Source organism: Microbacterium sp. 22195 (assembly GCF_052056515.1).
GTDB lineage: Bacteria > Actinomycetota > Actinomycetes > Actinomycetales > Microbacteriaceae > Microbacterium.
Genome location: NZ_JBQEPE010000001.1, coordinates 1,376,274 through 1,392,332 on the forward strand (window position 1 = coordinate 1,376,274; position 16,059 = coordinate 1,392,332).

Here is a 16,059-nt window from a genome sequence, read left to right on the forward strand (position 1 = left end):
TCAGAGAACGAGGTCGCCGGTGGCGATGCGCTCCACGACGTCGATCAGCAGCCGCCGCTCGACGGGTTTGATGCGCTCGTGCAGCGTGGCTTCGGTGTCGCCGGGCAGCACCGCGATGCGCTCCTGGGCGAGGATGGGGCCGCTGTCGACGCCGTCGTCGACGACGATCACGCTGGCACCGGTCTGCTCGACACCGGCGGCCAGAGCGTCGCGCACACCGTGCGCGCCGGGGAACTCGGGCAGGTAGGCCGGGTGGGTGTTGACGATGCGCGGCGCATAGCGCGCCACGACCGCGGCGGGCAGCAGGCGCATCAGCCCGCTCAGCACGATGAGGTCGGGCTGCCAGGCATCCAGCTGCTCGGCGAGCTCCTCACCCCACGCCTCCCGCGAGGGGTAGGCGGAGTACGGCACGGTGAAGGTCGGGATGCCGAACTCCTCGGCGTGGGCCAGGCCGTCGGCGTCGCGGTCGGCGCCCACCGCCACCACGCGTGCAGGGAAGTCGGGGTGGCTCGCGGCCTCGAGCAGGGCTCGGAGATTCGAGCCGGTACCGGAGATGAGTACGGCGAGCGTCAGCACCCGGTCAGTCTACCGGGGCGGTCAGGTCGGAGACGTCGCCGCCCATCTGCTCGCGCCAGCGGTCGGTCCGCTCCTCGGCGAGCTCGTCGCGGTGGCGAGGCGTGAGGAGCAGGATGCCGGCGCCGATCAGCACCTCGATGCCGATCGCCAGCGCGAAGGGGCCGACGGCGGGGCCGACCTCGGACAGTCGCCCCGGTCCGATGGACCCGGATGCCAGCACCGCGGCGAGCGCGACCACGCCTGCGGAGACGGCGGCGATGCCGACGGCGATCGCCGTGCGGGGCCAGATCCCGGTGCCGACGCGCTCCCAGACCAGGCGGGACCGCACGATCCATCCGGCCAGCGCACCGCATGCGATCGGGAGGAGCACCGCCACGAGCATCCACATCGACGAGTTCGCGGGCACGAGGCCGAGCACCGGGATGCCGGGGACCACGCCCACGCTGGTGCCGGCGGGCGACACTGCTGTGCCGGTGCCGAGCGCGAAGCCGGGGCCGGCCAGCCAGCTCGCCGACCACACCAGCAGGGTGGGGAGGTACACGAGGTGCGCGAGGGTGAGCATCGTCGCGCCGAGCACGTCGACGCGGGCCGCCTCGAAGAGGGCGATCACCTCTCCCCCGCGCAGCAGGGTCATCGCCGCGACCCCGAGCGCGGCGGCGCCGGTGAGTGCCACCACGGCCGCAGCCGCTCCGCGCAGCGTCTCGGCGGGGACCGGCGACCAGTCGCCCCAGCCGTCCACGATGTCGTGCACGCGGTCGACGAGGCCCCCGTCGCCCTCCGCCCAGGCGTACCGGACGGCGCCGATCAGGAGACCCGCGAGGTACGCGGCGGCCGGGATCAGGATGGCCGCCCACTGCGGCGCCCGCAGCACGCTGGAGTGCGCCGTCAGGCCGACCACCGCGCTGATCAGCGCGAAGACCACCGCGCCGGAGAGCACCCCGCTCAGCCAGGCCCCCGCGATCGCCGCACGGCGTCCGGAGCGGGCCGCGAAGATCACGGTGAACAGCAGCATCGCCAGCGGCGGCACGGACAGCGCGAAGGTCGCCGCCTCCTTGGGGATCGCGAGCCCGGACAGCACCGCATCCGGCAGCACGACCTGCAGCGGCACCCCGTGCCCGAACTGCCAGAGTGTGCCGCTGACCGGCCACAGCGCACCCCAGTCGGCGTCCACGCCGAACGACAGCACCCACAGCAGCGTGAACGGCGCGAGCACGGCGGCCAGGCCGATGGCGGCCGCGATGGCGGCGTCCAGGGCGGCGAGGAGCAGGACGATGACGCGTTGCATGACTCCACGAGCCTACGGCCCGCATCCGATGGGACAGCCGAGCCCACGCGAGAGGGGCGCAACACGATAGATTCTCCTGCGGAGGTCACGATGACAACTGCCCCTGCGCACCCCGATTCCGACACCGAGCCGCGCAACGCGCTCGACCGATTCTTCGAGATCACGAAGCGGGGGTCGAGCTTCGGCGCCGAGATCCGCGGTGGCGTGGTCACCTTCGTGACGATGGCGTACATCGTCATCCTGAACCCGATCATCCTGTCCACGACCGCTGACATCGATGACCACAAGCTGGGCTTCCTGCAGCTGAGCGCCGTCACCGGCCTCACCGCCGCGGTGATGACGATCCTGTTCGGTCTCATCGCGCGCCTGCCGTTCGGATTCGCCGCGGGCCTGGGCATCAACGCCTTCCTCGCCTTCTCGGTGGTCGGCGAGGTCACCTGGCCCGAGGCGATGGGCCTCGTGGTCATCAACGGCCTCATCATCGTGCTGCTCAGCGCCACCGGTCTGCGCCGCATGATCTTCGACGCGGTCCCCATGCAGCTGAAGATCGCGATCACGGTCGGCATCGGTCTGTTCATCGCGTTCATCGGCTTCGTCAACGCCGGCTTCGTCACCGCCGCGGGCTCCCCTCCCGTCACGCTCGGCATCGGCGGATCCGTCAGCACGGTCCCGACCGTGATCTTCGTCTTCACGCTGCTGCTGACCGGCATCCTCGTCGCCCGCAAGGTGAAGGGCGGCATCCTCATCGGCCTGGTCTCGGGCACGGTGCTCGCCGTGATCGTCGAGGCGATCTGGCACATCGGCGCCAAGGGCGAGAAGAACCCCGGCGGCTGGGGCCTGTCGGTGCCCGCGCTTCCCAAGGAGCTCGTCAGCCTTCCCGATCTCTCGCTGGTCGGCCAGGTGGACCTGTTCGGCGCGTTCGGCCGGATCGGAGCGCTCGCCGCCCTGATGCTCGTGTTCACGCTCGTGTTCACCAACTTCTTCGACGCCATGGGAACCATGACCGGTCTTGCCAAGGAGTCCGGGCTCGCGGACGAGAAGGGCAACTTCCCGCGCCTGAAGTCGGCGCTGATCGTCGAGGGTGTCGGCGCCGTGGTCGGCGGCGCCACTTCGGGCTCGTCGAACACCGTGTTCATCGAGTCGGGCGCCGGCATCGGCGAGGGTGCCCGCACCGGGCTCGCGAACGTCGTCACGGGCGCCCTGTTCCTGATCGCGATGTTCTTCACGCCGCTGGTCTCGATCGTGCCGACAGAGGTGGCAGCCGCGGCGCTGGTGATCGTCGGCGCGCTGATGATGAGCCAGATCCGGTTCATCGACCTGACCGACTTCTCGGCCCTGTTCGGCGTCTTCCTCACTGTCGCCGTCATGCCGATGACCTACTCGATCGCCAACGGCATCGGCGCGGGCTTCATCGGCTGGGTGGCCGCCCGGGCGTTCTCCGGCAAGGCGAAGGAGATCAGCCCGCTGCTGTGGATCGTCACGGCCGGATTCGTGATCTTCTTCGCCCGCGGGCCGATCGAGGCGCTGCTCGCCTGAGCGCGTCAGATCACGACGGAGGGGCCGGATGCCGAGCATCCGGCCCCTCCGTCGTTCTCACGCGGACCCCGCCGCTCAGGCGTAGGCGTCGGCGAACTCCGCAGTCGGCGCGATGGGCTCGATCACGTCGAGCAGCACGCCGCCCGGCGCTTCGACGATGAAGTGCCGCTGGCCGAAGGCCTCGTCGCGCAGCGTCAGTCGTTCCGTGAGCCCGAGAGCGCCCACGAGCCGGTCGTGCTCCGCCTTCGCATCCTCGACCTCGATGTTCAGCAGCAGTCCGGTCACCGGTGTGCGGAAGCCCTCCGGGATCGTCTCGTGCGCGCTGTCCAGGACGGCGAGCTCTCCCCCGTCGAAGCGCAGGCTGACGTACCAGTCCGCCTCGAAGGTCGTCTCGAAGCCGAGCGTCTCGCGGTAGAACCGCGCCGCGGCGGCGACGTCCTCGACCATCAGCACGGGGTAGAACGAGGTGATCTCCATGGGTCATCCTTTACATACTCTGTGTTTGTATCTGGTGAGGCTAGGATACATGCACAGCGCACGTAAAGGAATCCCCATGCCCAGAGCCTCAGCCGCAGAAGCCGCGGCGACCGCCGCGCGAGTGCTCGACGCCGCCGAGAGGCGCTTCATCGCTCAGGGCTTCGGGGCAGCATCCGTCGACGACATCGCTGCCGACGCCGGCGTGACGCGCGGGGCGGTCTACCACCACTACGACTCCAAACCCGGCCTGTTCCTGGCCGTCGTGCAGCGCATGCAGCAGCAGGTGGCCGATGCCGTGGTCGCCGCCGCCGGCGATGCCGCCCCGGCCGACTCGCTGCGCCTCGGCAGCCACGCCTTCCTCGACGCGATCACGACCGGCGGGCACGCGCGTGTCCTGCTCGCCGACGCCCCGTCCGCGCTCGGCTGGGACGTCTGGCGACGCACGGATGCCGAGGCGTCGGCCGTGCACCTGCGGGAGGCGCTGCTCTCCGCCGGCGTCGCGGCGGATGCCGTCGATGCGACGACCGCGCTGCTCTCCGGGGCGATGAACGAGGCCGCGCTGTGGCTCTCGGAGCACCCCGGCGACGCCGCCGCCCGCGCGAGCGCGCACGACGCGCTGGACAGGCTGCTGGACGCCTTCACGGCCTGACGCACGCGGGGTGCTCCCCCGCCGCAGGACGCCGTGCTGAAGGAGGTCCGCGGTTCTGAAGGATGCCCGGCCGCGCAGCATCCTTCAGAGGCGCGATCATCCTTCAGAAGCGGATGCCTCTGCCCGCGTCACGCGACGGCGACGCCCTCGATGAGCGGCTCCACCGTGCCGAGGACGCCCGGCGCCAGCATCCGCTTCACCTCGACCGACGCGAACCCGGCGGCCCGGATCGAGGCGGCGGTGTCGCGGTGCGGATCGCAGCCGTGATCGATCAGCCGCGACAGCGGGGCGTAGACGGCCTGGATCGCCGAGGTCCAGCTGCCGCGCTGCCCCGCGACGTGCTCGAAGAACACCAGCCGCCCGCCGGGGCGCAGCACCCGTCGCACCTCCTCGAGCGCGCGGGCGGGGTCGCTCACCGAGCAGAGCACGGTCGACGCGATCACCGCATCCACCGAGTCGCTCTCGAGCGGAATCGCCTCGGCCGGCGCCGTGATCAGACGGGAGCCGCCGCGGTGCGCCAGGCGCGCACGCAGCGCGGGCTCGATCCGGCGACGCGGTTCCAGTGCCAGCCAGGAGACACCGGATGCCAGGTGGTCCGCCGCGATCCCCGATCCGGCCCCGAGGTCGAGCACGACGCCGCGCAGCCCCGGCAGGACCGAGACGCGCCACCGGCGGCGCAGCTCGGTGGTCGGCGTGGTCCCGGGCATCCGCTCAGGATAGGTGCGATCCCGGCGCGGCGGAACCCCGTCGCATCTGGAAGCCCGTCGCTTCTGAAGGAGATCCGCGCTTCTGAAGGAGCCCTCAGGCGCGCAGCATCCTTCAGAAGCGCGATCGTCCTTCAGAAGGGGATGCTACGAGAGCTCCAGCGGCACGCCGTGCTGCGGCACCCGCAGCCGGTGGGCGAGCCCGGAGTACTCGAACTCCCGCACGAGCCTCTCGCGGATCTCGCTGAAGTGATGCCATCCCTCGGCGTGGGCGGGAACGATGACGGCGTCACCCAGCGCCCGAGCCGCGGCGACCGCGGTGCGCGCGTTCAGCGTGAGGTCGCTGTCGCCGAAGCGACCGACGTTCGCCGCGCCCGTGAACAGCACGGCGATGTCGATGACGTCGACCTGCGCCACGATCTCGGCGACGAGCGCCACTGACGCGTTGTCCCCGGAGACGTAGACGGTCGGCTGCTCCGGCGCCCGGAGCAGGAAGCCGGTGACCGGCCCGGAGAGGGCCTCCGCGCCCTCGGGACCGTGCAGGGCGGGGACGGCGACGATCTCGACGTCGCCGACGGAATGCGTCTCCCACGCCGCCAGCCCGATCACGCCCGGGATCCGCGCTGCCGCCTCGGGCGTGGAGAGCACCGCACTCGCCCGGGACAGGAAGTCGCGCCCGGCATGGTCGAGATTGTCGGGATGCTGGTCGTGCGACAGCAGCACGACGTCGATGCCGCCGACCTCGTCAGGACTCAGGGCCGGTCCCACGAGCTTGTGCAGCGGGATGCCGCCCTCGTAGACACCCGGAGGATCGAAGGTCGGATCGGTCAGCATCCGGAGCCCTGCGTACTCGATCACGGCCGTCGGGCCGCCCACCAGGGTGAAGGTCATCGGCGTGGTCATGCCTCCATCCTGCCCTGGTCAGGATCTCCTCGGGCCGGGATCCGCGCACTTCCGAGAAGGCTCGTCCTTCTGCAGGCTGCCCGGACATGACGAAGGCCCCGGGGTGGAGCCCGGGGCCTTCGACATACAGCTTACAGGTCAGAGACCTTCGATGATGCCGCGCATCAGGGCAGCGGCCTCGGACGGCGTCTTGCCGACCTTGACGCCGGCGGCCTCGAGGGCCTCCTTCTTGGCGGCCGCGGTGCCAGCGGAGCCCGACACGATGGCGCCGGCGTGGCCCATGGTCTTGCCCTCGGGAGCGGTGAAGCCGGCCACGTAGCCGACGACCGGCTTGGTGACGTGCGCCTTGATGAACTCGGCCGCGCGCTCCTCGGCGTCGCCGCCGATCTCACCGATCATGACGATCGCCTTGGTGGCCGGGTCGGCCTCGAACGCGGCTAGCGCATCGATGTGCGTGGTGCCGATGATCGGGTCGCCGCCGATGCCGATGGCGGTCGAGAATCCGATGTCCTTCAGCTCGAACATCATCTGGTAGGTCAGCGTGCCCGACTTCGAGACCAGGCCGATCGGACCGGTGCCGGTGATGTTGGCGGGCGTGATGCCGGCCAGCGCCTCACCGGGGGTGATGATGCCGGGGCAGTTCGGGCCGATGATGCGGGTCTTGTTGCCCTTGGACTTGGCGTAGGCCCAGGCCTCGGCCGAGTCGCCGACGGGGATGCCCTCGGTGATGACCACGAGCAGCGGGATCTCGGCGTCGATGGCCTCGATCATCGCGTCCTTGGCGAATGCCGGCGGCACGAAGGCGACCGACACGTCGGCGCCGGTCTTCTGGATCGCCTCGGCGACGGAGCCGAAGACGGGCAGCTCGACCTCGCCCGAGCCGGGCTTGTCGTGGGTGACCGTGGTCCCGGCCTTGCGGGCGTTCACGCCGCCGACGATGTTGGTGCCGGCCTTGAGCATGAGGGCGGTGTGCTTGGTGCCCTCACCGCCCGTGATGCCCTGGACGATGACCTTGGAGTCCTTGTTGAGGTAGATCGACATGTTTCTCTCGTCCTTACAATCTCAGGCGTTCGCCAGCTCGGCGGCCTTGTCGGCGCCCTCGTCCATGCCCGACGCCGAGGTGACCAGCGGGTGGTTCGCGGCGGCGAGGATCGCACGCCCCTCCTCGACCTGGTTGCCGTCCAGGCGCACGACCAGCGGCTTGGTGGCGGAGTCGCCCAGGATCTCGAGGGCCTTCACGATGCCCTCGGCCACGGCCACGCAGGAGGTGATGCCGCCGAAGACGTTGACGAACACGCTCTTGACCTGCGGGTCGCCGAGGATGACGTCCAGGCCGTTGGCCATGACCTGCGCGTTCGCGCCGCCACCGATGTCGAGGAAGTTGGCGGGCTTGACGCCGCCGTGCTTCTCGCCGGCGTAGGCGACCACGTCGAGCGTGGACATGACCAGGCCCGCGCCGTTGCCGATGATGCCGACCTGACCGTCGAGCTTGACGTAGTTCAGGCCGGATGCCTTGGCCTTGGCCTCGAGCGGGTCGGCCGCGGCCTTGTCCTCCAGCGCCTCGTGCTCGGGGTGGCGGACCTCGGAGGCGTTCTCGTCGAGCGAGACCTTGCCGTCGAGGGCGATGATCTCGCCGTCCTCGGTGCGGACCAGCGGGTTCACCTCGACGAGCGTGGCACCCTCGCCCTTGTACACGTCGTAGAGCTTGACGAACACGTCGGCGACCTTCGAGACGAGCTCGTCGGGGAAGTTCGCGGCCTTGGCGATCTCGATCGCCTTGGTCTTGTTGATGCCGACCAGCGGGTCGACCTCGACGCGGGCCAGAGCCTCGGGCTTCTCGACGGCGAGCTGCTCGATCTCCATGCCGCCCTCGACGCTGCACAGCGACAGGTAGGAGCGGTTGGCGCGGTCCAGCAGCACGGAGAAGTAGAACTCCTCGGCGATGCGGGCGCCGGCGGCGACCATGACGCGCTTGACGATGTGGCCCTTGATGTCGAGACCGAGGATCGCCTTGGCGGCCTCGTACGCCTCGTCGGGGTTCTTGGCGACCTTGACGCCGCCCGCCTTGCCACGACCACCGGTCTTGACCTGAGCCTTGACGACGACCACGCCGCCGAGCTTCTCGGCTGCTGCCTTCACCTCCTCAGGGGTGTCGGCGACGATGCCGGCGAGAACCGGCACATCGTACTTCTCGAAAAGGTCTCGTGCCTGGTACTCGTAGAGATCCACAGTGCAGTCCTTCGCTGGTTGCGGCGGGTGGGACGCGACAGTTCTGTCGGGTGTCGATATCATTCGACCCGATCCAAAAGCCTACTACCGCCGACGACATCACCAGAACGGCCGAGACTAGGCTTCCACTATGCAGAATCCCGCTCAGCTCCACACCGGTGTGGTCGCCGCCGCGCTCGACCTCTTCGCCGCCCAGGGATTCGAGGCGACCTCGGTCGAGCAGATCGCCAAGGCCGCCGGCGTCTCGCGCTCCACCTTCTTCCGCCAGTTCGGCGGCAAGGAGGACGTGGTCTTCACCGATCACGAGCAGATGCTCGACGATCTGCGCACCTTCTTCGAGCAGCCGCATGAGGATCCGTGGGCGGCCGTCTGCGAGGCATCCGAGCGCGTCTTCGACCACTTCGCGCGCGACCCCGAGCTCGCCCGCCGCCGCTACGAGATCGTGCGGCAGGTGCCGGTGCTGCGCGATCGCGAGATCGTGACGGTTTTCCGGTACGAGCGCCTGTTCGACGAGTACCTCCGCGACGCACTGCCCGGTCTCGCCCCGATCGACGCGGTCGGCTTCTCGGCGCTGGTCACCGCCGTGCACAATCACGTGCTGCGCCAGCTGCTGCGCGGACGGAAGGTGCCGCTCTCCACGCTGCGCACCGCCCTCGACGATGTGCGCCGCCGCTACGGCGTGCTGCCCGGCGGATCGGATGCCGCACCCGACGACGTGGTGGTCGCGGTGTTCCCGCGGTCGATGCCTATCGCCGAGATCTCGCGCCGGGTGCAGGCCGAGCTCTCCTGAGCCCGGCCGCTCCCGGTCAGGAGACGGAGGGCGTCACTCGTCGCAGCCGCACTTGCCTGCGGCGTTGCGCACCATGAAGCAGGTGCCGCACACGCCGTAGTCGCGCTCCTCCACCGGGGTCGCCTTGGGCGTGCGGGGAGCGGATGCCGGCTTCGCGGCGCGCGGTGCGGAGGTGCGGGTTCCGGCGGGCCGCTTGGCCGCGACGGTGAGCGAGGGCAGTCCGCTGGGCTGGTTCACGTAGAAGTACGGTGCGCGCCCCTCGCTGGGCAACAGGGGCAGCACGCGCCCTGCGACGGTGATCTGCTCGTCCTCGGTGAAGCCGTTGATGTAGGTGCGTCCGATGTGCAGCGCGGCGCCGTCGCGGCGCAGCGCCTCGATGTAGCGGCCTCGATCGATGTAGCTGAGGATGCCGACAGCATCCGTGACGGCGCCGATGAACTCGTGGTTCTCGACGGGGATCCGGTGCGCGCGGAGCGCTTCGGCGAGGGATCGGTAGGGGCGAGAGGTTCCTGCGGGGGTCGGACCCTGTACTTCGTTCATCACCTCGATTCTCTCATCCGGCGAGCAGCGCGATCGCCGCGGACGTACCGTGCGCTCGGCGGCATCCGGCGCTCTCGACGGGAGTCCTGGGGCGGGGCAGGATGGGGTGCATGTACGAGATCCCCGCGCCCATGCTCGCGAAGGCGGCCGCGGCCGTGCCCGACGACGCGAAGAAGCCGATGCTGTACGAGCCGAAGTGGGACGGATTCCGCGGGCTGGTCGCCTGGGACGGTGAGACGCTCGAGATCGGCTCGCGCGGCGCCAAGCCGCTCACCAGGTACTTCCCCGAGCTCGTCGAGCAGCTGCCGCGGATCCTGCCGGGTCCGTGCCTGCTCGACGGCGAGATCGTCGTCGCGACGGGTCCGGCGGGCGCGCAGCGCCTGGACTGGGAGGCGCTCAGCCAGCGCATCCATCCGGCCGCATCGCGCGTGGCGAAGCTGTCCGCGGAGACGCCGGCGATGTTCATCGCCTTCGATCTGCTCGCCGAGGGCGAGGAGGATCTGCAGCAGCATCCGTTCCGGGAGCGCAGGGCACGGCTGGAGCGGATGCTGGCGGGCGCCGCCTCGCCGCTGCATCTCACGCGCACGACCGAGGACGCCGAGCTCGCCCGGCACTGGCTCTCCGAGTTCGAGGGCGCGGGGCTCGACGGCGTGGTCGCCAAACCGCTCGACGATCCGTATGCCCCCGGCAAGCGCACCCTGATCAAGATCAAGCACGCCCGCACCGCCGATGTCGTCGCGCTCGGCTACCGCATCCACAAGAGCGGCTCGGGCGTCGGGTCTCTGCTGGTGGGGCTGTACGGCGACGACGGGGTGCTGCGACAGGTCGGCGGTGTCGCCGCCTGGTCGGATGCCATGCGGGCTCAACTCGTCGAGGACCTCTCCCCCCTGGTCGAGCGCGACGAGTCCGGCGAGGCGGTCGTCGGCGAGGGCGAGCGCTCCCGCTTCAGCGGGGCCAAGGACGTCTCGTTCGTGCGGCTGCGCCCGGAGCGCGTGCTGGAGGTGCGCTACGACCAGCTCGAGGGCGCCCGGTTCCGGCACACCGTGCAGTTCGAGCGCTGGCGCCCCGACCGCGACGCGCGCTCGTGCACCTACGAGCAGCTGGACACGGTCGCCGGCTACGACCTCGCCGACGTTCTGGCCTGACTCTCAGTCCTCGACGGGGTTGCCCTCGGCGTCCCAGTTCGCGGCGACCTTCTTGCTCGGCTGCACCCGCGGCGGCTCTCCCGGCATCTTGGGGAACTCGGGCGGGAACGAGAGCTCGCCGAGACCGTTCGACACGTCGCGCTCCCACCACTCCAGCAGCGTGTCGATGCGGCCCGGCGATGCCTGCAGATCGGCCCACGGATCACCGATCTCCTCGAGCCGGCCGGGGATCGTCCGCACCGTGAATCGCGTCGGGTCGACATCGTCGAGCTCGTCCCACTGGATGGGCGTGGACACCGGCGCGCCGACCTTGGCCCGTGGACTGTACGCGCCCGCCATCGTGCGGTCGCGGTTCGCCTGGTTGAAGTCGACGAAGATGCGCTCGCCGCGCTCCTCCTTCCACCAGCTCATGGTGACCTTCTCCGGCATCCGCCTCTCCAGCTCCCGTCCGGCCGCGATCACCGCGTGCCGGACGGTGAGGAACTCCCACTCCGGCACGATCGGGCAGAACACGTGCAGCCCGCGGTTGCCGCTGGTCTTGATGAACGGCTCGAGACCCGCCTCCTGCAGCACCTCGCGCAGGCCGTGCGCGGCGACGATCGCCTCGGCGATGCCGGTGCCCGGCTGGGGGTCGAGGTCGATGCGCAGCTCGACCGGGTTGTCGGTGTTCGAGGCGAGCGAGGCCCACGGATGGAACACGATCGTGTTCATCTGCACCGCCCACACGATCGCGCTCGTGCGGTTCAGCACGATCTGCGGGTGGCTGCGGCCGCTGTTGTACGTGACGTCCACCGCGTCCACGAAGTCCGGCGTGCCCTTGGGCGGGTTCTTCGAGAAGAATCCGCCGGCTCCGGGTGCGGCATCCGGATCGGAACTGGCGATGCCGTCGCGGAACCGCTCCAGCGAGACCGGTCGATGCCCGTTGGCCGCCAGGAACGGCGTGGAGACCTGCTGCACGTAGTCGGCGTACTCGGCCTTGGTGATGCCGTCGCCGCCCTCCACGGGCCAGACCACCTTGTTGGGGCTGGACAGCGAGATCTCCCGCTCGCCGTCGGCGTCGGTCACGGTCAGAGTCACACGCTCAGAGGCCATGCGACGAGCGTACGGGGTCGGGGCGGCCTCGCGACAGACGTCGTCAGTCGTCGCCGAGATCGACCGCGAGCACCATGACGGCGCTCAGGTCCTCGCGCTCGATCGCGATCGAGGGGCCGGCGATGTCGACGAGCACGCCCGCGATCTCGTCGTGCTCGCTGAGCACCTTCGCCAGCTGCTCGGGCTCGAAGGGCATCGGCTGATCGTTGCGGCCCAGCACCACGACCTCGAGCGGGTGCGAGAAGAGCTGCAGGAACCGGCGGCCGTCGGTGGTGTGCGCCTCGGCGATGCCGACGGGCTGCCCGTTGGAGCCGTCGTTGATCGCCACCCAGCTGCGGGTCTTCGCGAGCGCCTCGGCGACGCGCACCGGCGTCTGCTCGTCGCGGGGGGCGGCGAGCAGCGTCTTGACCGACATCTCGGCGTCGCCCTGCTCGAGGGCCCTCTGCAGCAGCTCGGTCGGGAAGACCACTCGGTGCGGCACGGACGAGTTGTCGATGATGATGCCCGTGAACCCGCCATTGACCACCTGCTGGTACACCAGGGTCGCGGGCTGCGCGATGGCGGAGGTGGATGCGGCATCCTCCTCGTCCTGGATGGATGCCTGCAGGGCGGCGCCCGAGCTGTACGCGAGCATGAACGTGCGGTCGTCGTCGCGCACGATGCCGACGGAGAGCGACTCGCCGGCGGCCATCTGCTCACGCGCGTCGCCGTGCACGCGCAGATACAGGTGCCCTTGCAGCGACTGGCGCATGACGCCCAGCAGCTGCTCGTTGCTGGCGCCCTCCTCGACCTCGGCCAGGGCGGTGCGCAGCAGCACGTTGTCGACGAGCCCGTCGACCGTGTGGGTCTGCTCGGGCGGCAGCGCGGGCGCCAGCGGCAGGCGCGGTCCGCCCATCTGCTCCTCGGCGATGACCGGGGCTCCGGATGCCGGACGCGGCACCTGGATGCCCTCGTCCACCGCCCCGTCCGCGTCCGCGTCCGACCCTGACTCGACGGGAGCGCTCACCTCGGGACCTGCCTCAGCACCGACACCGCGGAACGCCTGCACGGAGATGCCGACCGTGGGCACCGACTCGGCGGGAGCCTCGGGCTCGCCGTCGGTCTGCGAGACCACGTCGGCGGCGGATGCTTCGGTCTCGACGTCCGGCTGGTCGACGGACTTCTTGCGGCGGGAGAAGAGGGCCATATGAGCCAGCCTAATCGCCGCTCCGCCCCGGGTGATTACAGCTTGACGATCGGTGCGATCTTGATCAGCAGCTTCTTCTGCCCGGCCGCATCGAACCGCACGTGCGCGATGCGCTTCGCGCCCTCTCCGGTGACCGCCTCGACGCGCCCCTCACCGAAGTCGTCGTGACGGATGCGGTCGCCCGCCGCCAGCTCGAGATCTCCGTTGTCCCTCACCTTCGCGGTGACCTTGTTCGGGAAGCGGTCCATAGCGGTCGACAGCGGTTTGAGGGAGTCGCGCTTGGGCAGCGCCTTGACCCCGAACCGGTCGCCCGAGCCGCCACCGGAGGAGCCCCACCCGCCGGACTTGCGGGCGTTCAGCGCACGCGACTGCATGCCCCCGCGGGAGTTGACGTCGCCCGGCGACTGCCGCCAGTCGATGAGATCGGCCGGGATCTCCTGCAGGAAGCGGCTGGGCATCGCGACGGACACCTCGCCGAACTGGGCGCGGGTCATCGCCAGCGAGAGGTGCAGGCGCTTGCGGGCACGGGTGATGCCCACGTAGAACAGCCGACGCTCCTCCTGCGGGCCGCCAGGCTCCCCCGCCGAGATGCGATGCGGGATCAGATCCTCCTCGACACCGGTGACGAACACCGCGTCGTACTCCAGGCCCTTGGCGGTGTGCATGGTCATGAGCGAGACCACACCCGACTCGTCGTCCAGGTCATCGGCATCCGACACCAGCGCGACCTCGGTGAGGAAGTCGACGATCGTGCCGTCGGGGTTGTTGCGGGCGAAGTCGCGGGCGACGGCGACGAACTCGTCGAGGTTCTCCAGCCGCGCCTCGTCCTGTGGATCGCGGCTGGCGCGCAACGACTCGAAGTAGCCGCTCCGCTCCAGCAGCACGGTCAGCCCGTCGGCGACCGAGGTCGACGGCGGGACCTCGCCGGAGGACGGCTGCAGGATCTCGGCGGCCTCGGACAGCACGGCGTCCAACTGCGCGATCGATGCCTGCAGCTTCGGGCCCACGCCGAGCTCGGAGGGATGCCGGAGCGCTTCGCGGAAGCTGATGCCGTGCTGCTCGGCGAACATCGCGATCGATGCCTCGGTCACGCCGCCGATGCCGCGTCGCGGCCGGTTGAGGATGCGGCGCACCGCCATCTCGTCGGCCGGGTTGGCGACGGCGACCAGGTAGGCCAGCGCGTCCTTGATCTCGGCGCGCTCGTAGAACTTCGTGCCGCCCATGATCTTGTACGGCACGGCCGCGCGGATGAAGATCTCCTCCAGTGCGCGGGACTGCGAGTTGGTGCGGTAGAAGACGGCCATCTCGGCGTACGGAACCCCCGAGCGGCGCAGCTGCTCGACCTCATCGGCGACGAACTGGGCCTCGTCGTGCTGCGAGTAGCCGGTGAAGCCGATGATCTTCTCGCCCGGGCCCTTGTCGCTCCACAGGTTCTTCGCCTTGCGGTCGAAGTTGTTGCCGATCAGGGCGTTCGCCGCGGACAGGATGTTCTGGGTGGAGCGGTAGTTCTGCTCGAGCAGCACGACCTTCGCGCCGGGGAAGTCGCGCTCGAACTCGGTGATGTTGCGGATGTCCGCGCCGCGGAACGCGTAGATCGACTGGTCGGAGTCGCCGACCACGGTGAGCGAGGCACCCTCCCCCTCGGCGTCCGGTGCGGGGGCATCCGGTTCGAAGATCATCATGCCGTTCGACTCGAATGCGGTGCCCGACTCCGCAGAGGTGTCGACCGGCTTGGTGAGCTCGCGGATCAGCGAGTACTGGGCGTGGTTGGTGTCCTGGTACTCGTCCACGAGGATGTGCCGGAACCGTCGGCGGTAGGTGTTCGCCACCTTCGGGAACGCGCGGAACAGGAACACGGTCTGCGCGATGAGGTCGTCGAAGTCGAAGGCGTTGGCCTTCTGCAGCGCCCGCTGGTAGTCGGTGAAGATGTCGACGAACTTGCGCTCGGCGGGGTCGGACATGTTCGCCTGGCGGGCGTGGCCCTCGGCATCGAGCAGCTCGTTCTTGAGCTTGGAGATGCGGGACTGCACCGCCCCGGGCGTGAGTCCGTAGGCATCCGCCTCGTGCTCCTTGACCAGGCGCTTGAGCAGCGCGCGCGAGTCGCCGGAGTCGTAGATGGTGAACGACTTGGTGAAGCCGAACTGCTCGGCCTCGCGTCGCAGGATGCGCACGCACGCGGAGTGGAAGGTGGAGATCCACATGCCGCGCGCGACGTCGCCGACGAGTCCCTCGACGCGCTCGCGCATCTCGCCGGCGGCCTTGTTGGTGAACGTGATCGCCAGGATCTGGCTGGGCCAGGCCTCGCGGCGGCGCAGCAGCAGCGCGACCCGGCGCGTGAGCACGCTGGTCTTGCCCGATCCGGCGCCGGCGACGATGAGCAGCGCGTTCCCGCGGTAGGTGACGGCCTCGAGCTGCTGCGGGTTGAGGCCCGAGAGCAGCTCGTCGGACCCGTCGGAGGAGCGCGGGCCGGAGGATGCGGGGACGATGAGTGGAGCGTCGGTCATGGCCCTTCGAGTCTAGGCGGCGGCTCCGACAGCGGCCTCCCGAGCAGGCGTGCGAGAATCACGGCATGCGCACGATCCTCAACATCATCTGGGTTGTCCTCGGCGGGTTCTGGCACTTCCTCGGCTACATGCTCGCCGGCATCATCCTGTGCATCCCGATCATCACGATCCCGTGGGCGATCGCGGCGTTCCGCATCGGGAAGTACTCGCTGTGGCCGTTCGGCCGTCAGGTGGTGGACAAGCCGACCGCGGGTCTGGGCTCGGCGCTCGGCAACGTGATCTGGGTCGTGCTGGCCGGCTGGTGGCTGGCGATCGGCCACATCGTCTCGGGCATCGCCATGTGCGTGACGATCATCGGCATCCCGATGGGCATCGCCGACTTCAAGCTCGTCCCCGTGTCGCTGATGCCCCTCGGCAAGGAGATCGTCACCAGCCGCTGACGC

The 16,059-nt window shown here is 69.9% G+C and carries 16 protein-coding genes; 5 read left to right on the forward strand and 11 right to left on the reverse strand.

Annotated elements, in window-relative coordinates:
• Together purN and ACTJJ4_RS06710 are read right to left on the reverse strand one after the other, a co-directional pair.
• A complete protein-coding gene (gene purN / locus ACTJJ4_RS06705; protein WP_292700631.1) occupies positions 1-576 on the reverse strand; it encodes a phosphoribosylglycinamide formyltransferase in 576 nt (191 codons plus the stop codon).
• A gap of 4 nt (positions 577-580) precedes the next feature.
• Positions 581-1,861, reverse strand: a complete 1,281-nt coding sequence (locus tag ACTJJ4_RS06710) for a cell division protein PerM (protein WP_440942554.1) — start codon at positions 1,859-1,861, stop codon at positions 581-583.
• A 90-nt stretch (positions 1,862-1,951) separates the two neighbouring features.
• On the opposite strand from ACTJJ4_RS06710, the gene ACTJJ4_RS06715 reads away from it, so the two are divergent.
• Positions 1,952-3,397 (forward strand): NCS2 family permease, encoded by a 1,446-nt coding sequence (locus ACTJJ4_RS06715; RefSeq protein ID WP_440942555.1) that lies wholly within the window; start codon positions 1,952-1,954, stop codon positions 3,395-3,397.
• Positions 3,398-3,472: 75 nt separating this feature from the next.
• On the opposite strand, the gene ACTJJ4_RS06720 is transcribed toward ACTJJ4_RS06715, so the two are convergent.
• On the reverse strand, positions 3,473-3,874 hold the full coding sequence (locus ACTJJ4_RS06720) for a VOC family protein (protein ID WP_440942556.1): 402 nt from the start codon (positions 3,872-3,874) through the stop codon (positions 3,473-3,475).
• A 76-nt stretch (positions 3,875-3,950) separates the two neighbouring features.
• Here ACTJJ4_RS06720 and ACTJJ4_RS06725 point away from each other — a divergent pair, with 76 nt between their 5' ends.
• Positions 3,951-4,523, forward strand: a complete 573-nt coding sequence (locus ACTJJ4_RS06725) for a TetR/AcrR family transcriptional regulator (protein WP_440942557.1) — start codon at positions 3,951-3,953, stop codon at positions 4,521-4,523.
• Positions 4,524-4,651: 128 nt separating this feature from the next.
• Here the strand turns inward: ACTJJ4_RS06725 and ACTJJ4_RS06730 are convergent, their stop codons facing one another.
• The 4 genes from ACTJJ4_RS06730 to sucC all read right to left on the reverse strand — a co-directional run bounded on the left by ACTJJ4_RS06730 (position 4,652) and on the right by sucC (position 8,359).
• Positions 4,652-5,230 (reverse strand): class I SAM-dependent methyltransferase, encoded by a 579-nt coding sequence (locus tag ACTJJ4_RS06730; protein ID WP_440942558.1) that lies wholly within the window; start codon positions 5,228-5,230, stop codon positions 4,652-4,654.
• A 144-nt stretch (positions 5,231-5,374) separates the two neighbouring features.
• The gene (locus ACTJJ4_RS06735; RefSeq protein ID WP_440942559.1) at positions 5,375-6,130 is read right to left on the reverse strand and encodes an MBL fold metallo-hydrolase; all 756 of its coding nucleotides are present in this window, start codon (positions 6,128-6,130) and stop codon (positions 5,375-5,377) included.
• 138 nt (positions 6,131-6,268) lie between these two features.
• Positions 6,269-7,171, reverse strand: coding sequence for a succinate--CoA ligase subunit alpha (sucD, locus tag ACTJJ4_RS06740; RefSeq protein WP_292700610.1), 903 nt, complete (start codon positions 7,169-7,171; stop codon positions 6,269-6,271).
• Positions 7,172-7,192: 21 nt separating this feature from the next.
• Complete coding sequence (gene sucC, locus ACTJJ4_RS06745; protein WP_292700608.1) at positions 7,193-8,359, reverse strand: ADP-forming succinate--CoA ligase subunit beta; 1,167 nt, start codon at positions 8,357-8,359, stop codon at positions 7,193-7,195.
• Between the two features lie 130 nt (positions 8,360-8,489).
• On the opposite strand from sucC, the gene ACTJJ4_RS06750 reads away from it, so the two are divergent.
• On the forward strand, positions 8,490-9,149 hold the full coding sequence (locus ACTJJ4_RS06750; protein ID WP_292700605.1) for a TetR/AcrR family transcriptional regulator: 660 nt from the start codon (positions 8,490-8,492) through the stop codon (positions 9,147-9,149).
• A 33-nt stretch (positions 9,150-9,182) separates the two neighbouring features.
• Here ACTJJ4_RS06750 and ACTJJ4_RS06755 read toward each other — a convergent pair whose 3' ends face one another.
• The gene (locus ACTJJ4_RS06755) at positions 9,183-9,689 is read right to left on the reverse strand and encodes a hypothetical protein (protein WP_292700602.1); all 507 of its coding nucleotides are present in this window, start codon (positions 9,687-9,689) and stop codon (positions 9,183-9,185) included.
• 110 nt (positions 9,690-9,799) lie between these two features.
• On the opposite strand from ACTJJ4_RS06755, the gene ACTJJ4_RS06760 reads away from it, so the two are divergent.
• A complete protein-coding gene (locus ACTJJ4_RS06760) occupies positions 9,800-10,834 on the forward strand; it encodes an ATP-dependent DNA ligase (protein ID WP_440942560.1) in 1,035 nt (344 codons plus the stop codon).
• Between the two features lie 3 nt (positions 10,835-10,837).
• Here ACTJJ4_RS06760 and ACTJJ4_RS06765 read toward each other — a convergent pair whose 3' ends face one another.
• From ACTJJ4_RS06765 to ACTJJ4_RS06775, 3 genes are read right to left on the reverse strand one after another with little or no spacing between them, the layout of a single operon-like run.
• On the reverse strand, positions 10,838-11,926 hold the full coding sequence (locus ACTJJ4_RS06765; RefSeq protein WP_440942561.1) for a DNA polymerase domain-containing protein: 1,089 nt from the start codon (positions 11,924-11,926) through the stop codon (positions 10,838-10,840).
• Between the two features lie 43 nt (positions 11,927-11,969).
• Positions 11,970-13,112, reverse strand: coding sequence for an SseB family protein (locus ACTJJ4_RS06770; RefSeq protein ID WP_440942562.1), 1,143 nt, complete (start codon positions 13,110-13,112; stop codon positions 11,970-11,972).
• Positions 13,113-13,147: 35 nt separating this feature from the next.
• The gene (locus ACTJJ4_RS06775) at positions 13,148-15,616 is read right to left on the reverse strand and encodes an ATP-dependent helicase (RefSeq protein WP_440942563.1); all 2,469 of its coding nucleotides are present in this window, start codon (positions 15,614-15,616) and stop codon (positions 13,148-13,150) included.
• Positions 15,617-15,681: 65 nt separating this feature from the next.
• On the opposite strand from ACTJJ4_RS06775, the gene ACTJJ4_RS06780 reads away from it, so the two are divergent.
• Complete coding sequence (locus tag ACTJJ4_RS06780; protein WP_292700593.1) at positions 15,682-16,056, forward strand: YccF domain-containing protein; 375 nt, start codon at positions 15,682-15,684, stop codon at positions 16,054-16,056.
• Positions 16,057-16,059: the final 3 nt, after the last annotated feature.

Excerpts from the sequence above, each read along its gene's own strand:
- ACTJJ4_RS06710 (WP_440942554.1), bottom strand. The coding sequence starts at position 1,861 with ATGCAACGCGTCATCGTCCTGCTCCTCGCCGCCCTGGACGCCGCCATC.
- ACTJJ4_RS06715 (WP_440942555.1), top strand. The coding sequence starts at position 1,952 with ATGACAACTGCCCCTGCGCACCCCGATTCCGACACCGAGCCGCGCAAC.
- ACTJJ4_RS06720 (WP_440942556.1), bottom strand. The coding sequence starts at position 3,874 with ATGGAGATCACCTCGTTCTACCCCGTGCTGATGGTCGAGGACGTCGCC.
- ACTJJ4_RS06725 (WP_440942557.1), top strand. The coding sequence starts at position 3,951 with ATGCCCAGAGCCTCAGCCGCAGAAGCCGCGGCGACCGCCGCGCGAGTG.
- ACTJJ4_RS06730 (WP_440942558.1), bottom strand. The coding sequence starts at position 5,230 with ATGCCCGGGACCACGCCGACCACCGAGCTGCGCCGCCGGTGGCGCGTC.
- ACTJJ4_RS06735 (WP_440942559.1), bottom strand. The coding sequence starts at position 6,130 with ATGACCACGCCGATGACCTTCACCCTGGTGGGCGGCCCGACGGCCGTG.
- sucD (WP_292700610.1), bottom strand. The coding sequence starts at position 7,171 with ATGTCGATCTACCTCAACAAGGACTCCAAGGTCATCGTCCAGGGCATC.
- ACTJJ4_RS06750 (WP_292700605.1), top strand. The coding sequence starts at position 8,490 with ATGCAGAATCCCGCTCAGCTCCACACCGGTGTGGTCGCCGCCGCGCTC.
- ACTJJ4_RS06755 (WP_292700602.1), bottom strand. The coding sequence starts at position 9,689 with ATGAACGAAGTACAGGGTCCGACCCCCGCAGGAACCTCTCGCCCCTAC.
- ACTJJ4_RS06760 (WP_440942560.1), top strand. The coding sequence starts at position 9,800 with ATGTACGAGATCCCCGCGCCCATGCTCGCGAAGGCGGCCGCGGCCGTG.
- ACTJJ4_RS06765 (WP_440942561.1), bottom strand. The coding sequence starts at position 11,926 with ATGGCCTCTGAGCGTGTGACTCTGACCGTGACCGACGCCGACGGCGAG.
- ACTJJ4_RS06770 (WP_440942562.1), bottom strand. The coding sequence starts at position 13,112 with ATGGCCCTCTTCTCCCGCCGCAAGAAGTCCGTCGACCAGCCGGACGTC.
- ACTJJ4_RS06775 (WP_440942563.1), bottom strand. The coding sequence starts at position 15,616 with ATGACCGACGCTCCACTCATCGTCCCCGCATCCTCCGGCCCGCGCTCC.
- ACTJJ4_RS06780 (WP_292700593.1), top strand. The coding sequence starts at position 15,682 with ATGCGCACGATCCTCAACATCATCTGGGTTGTCCTCGGCGGGTTCTGG.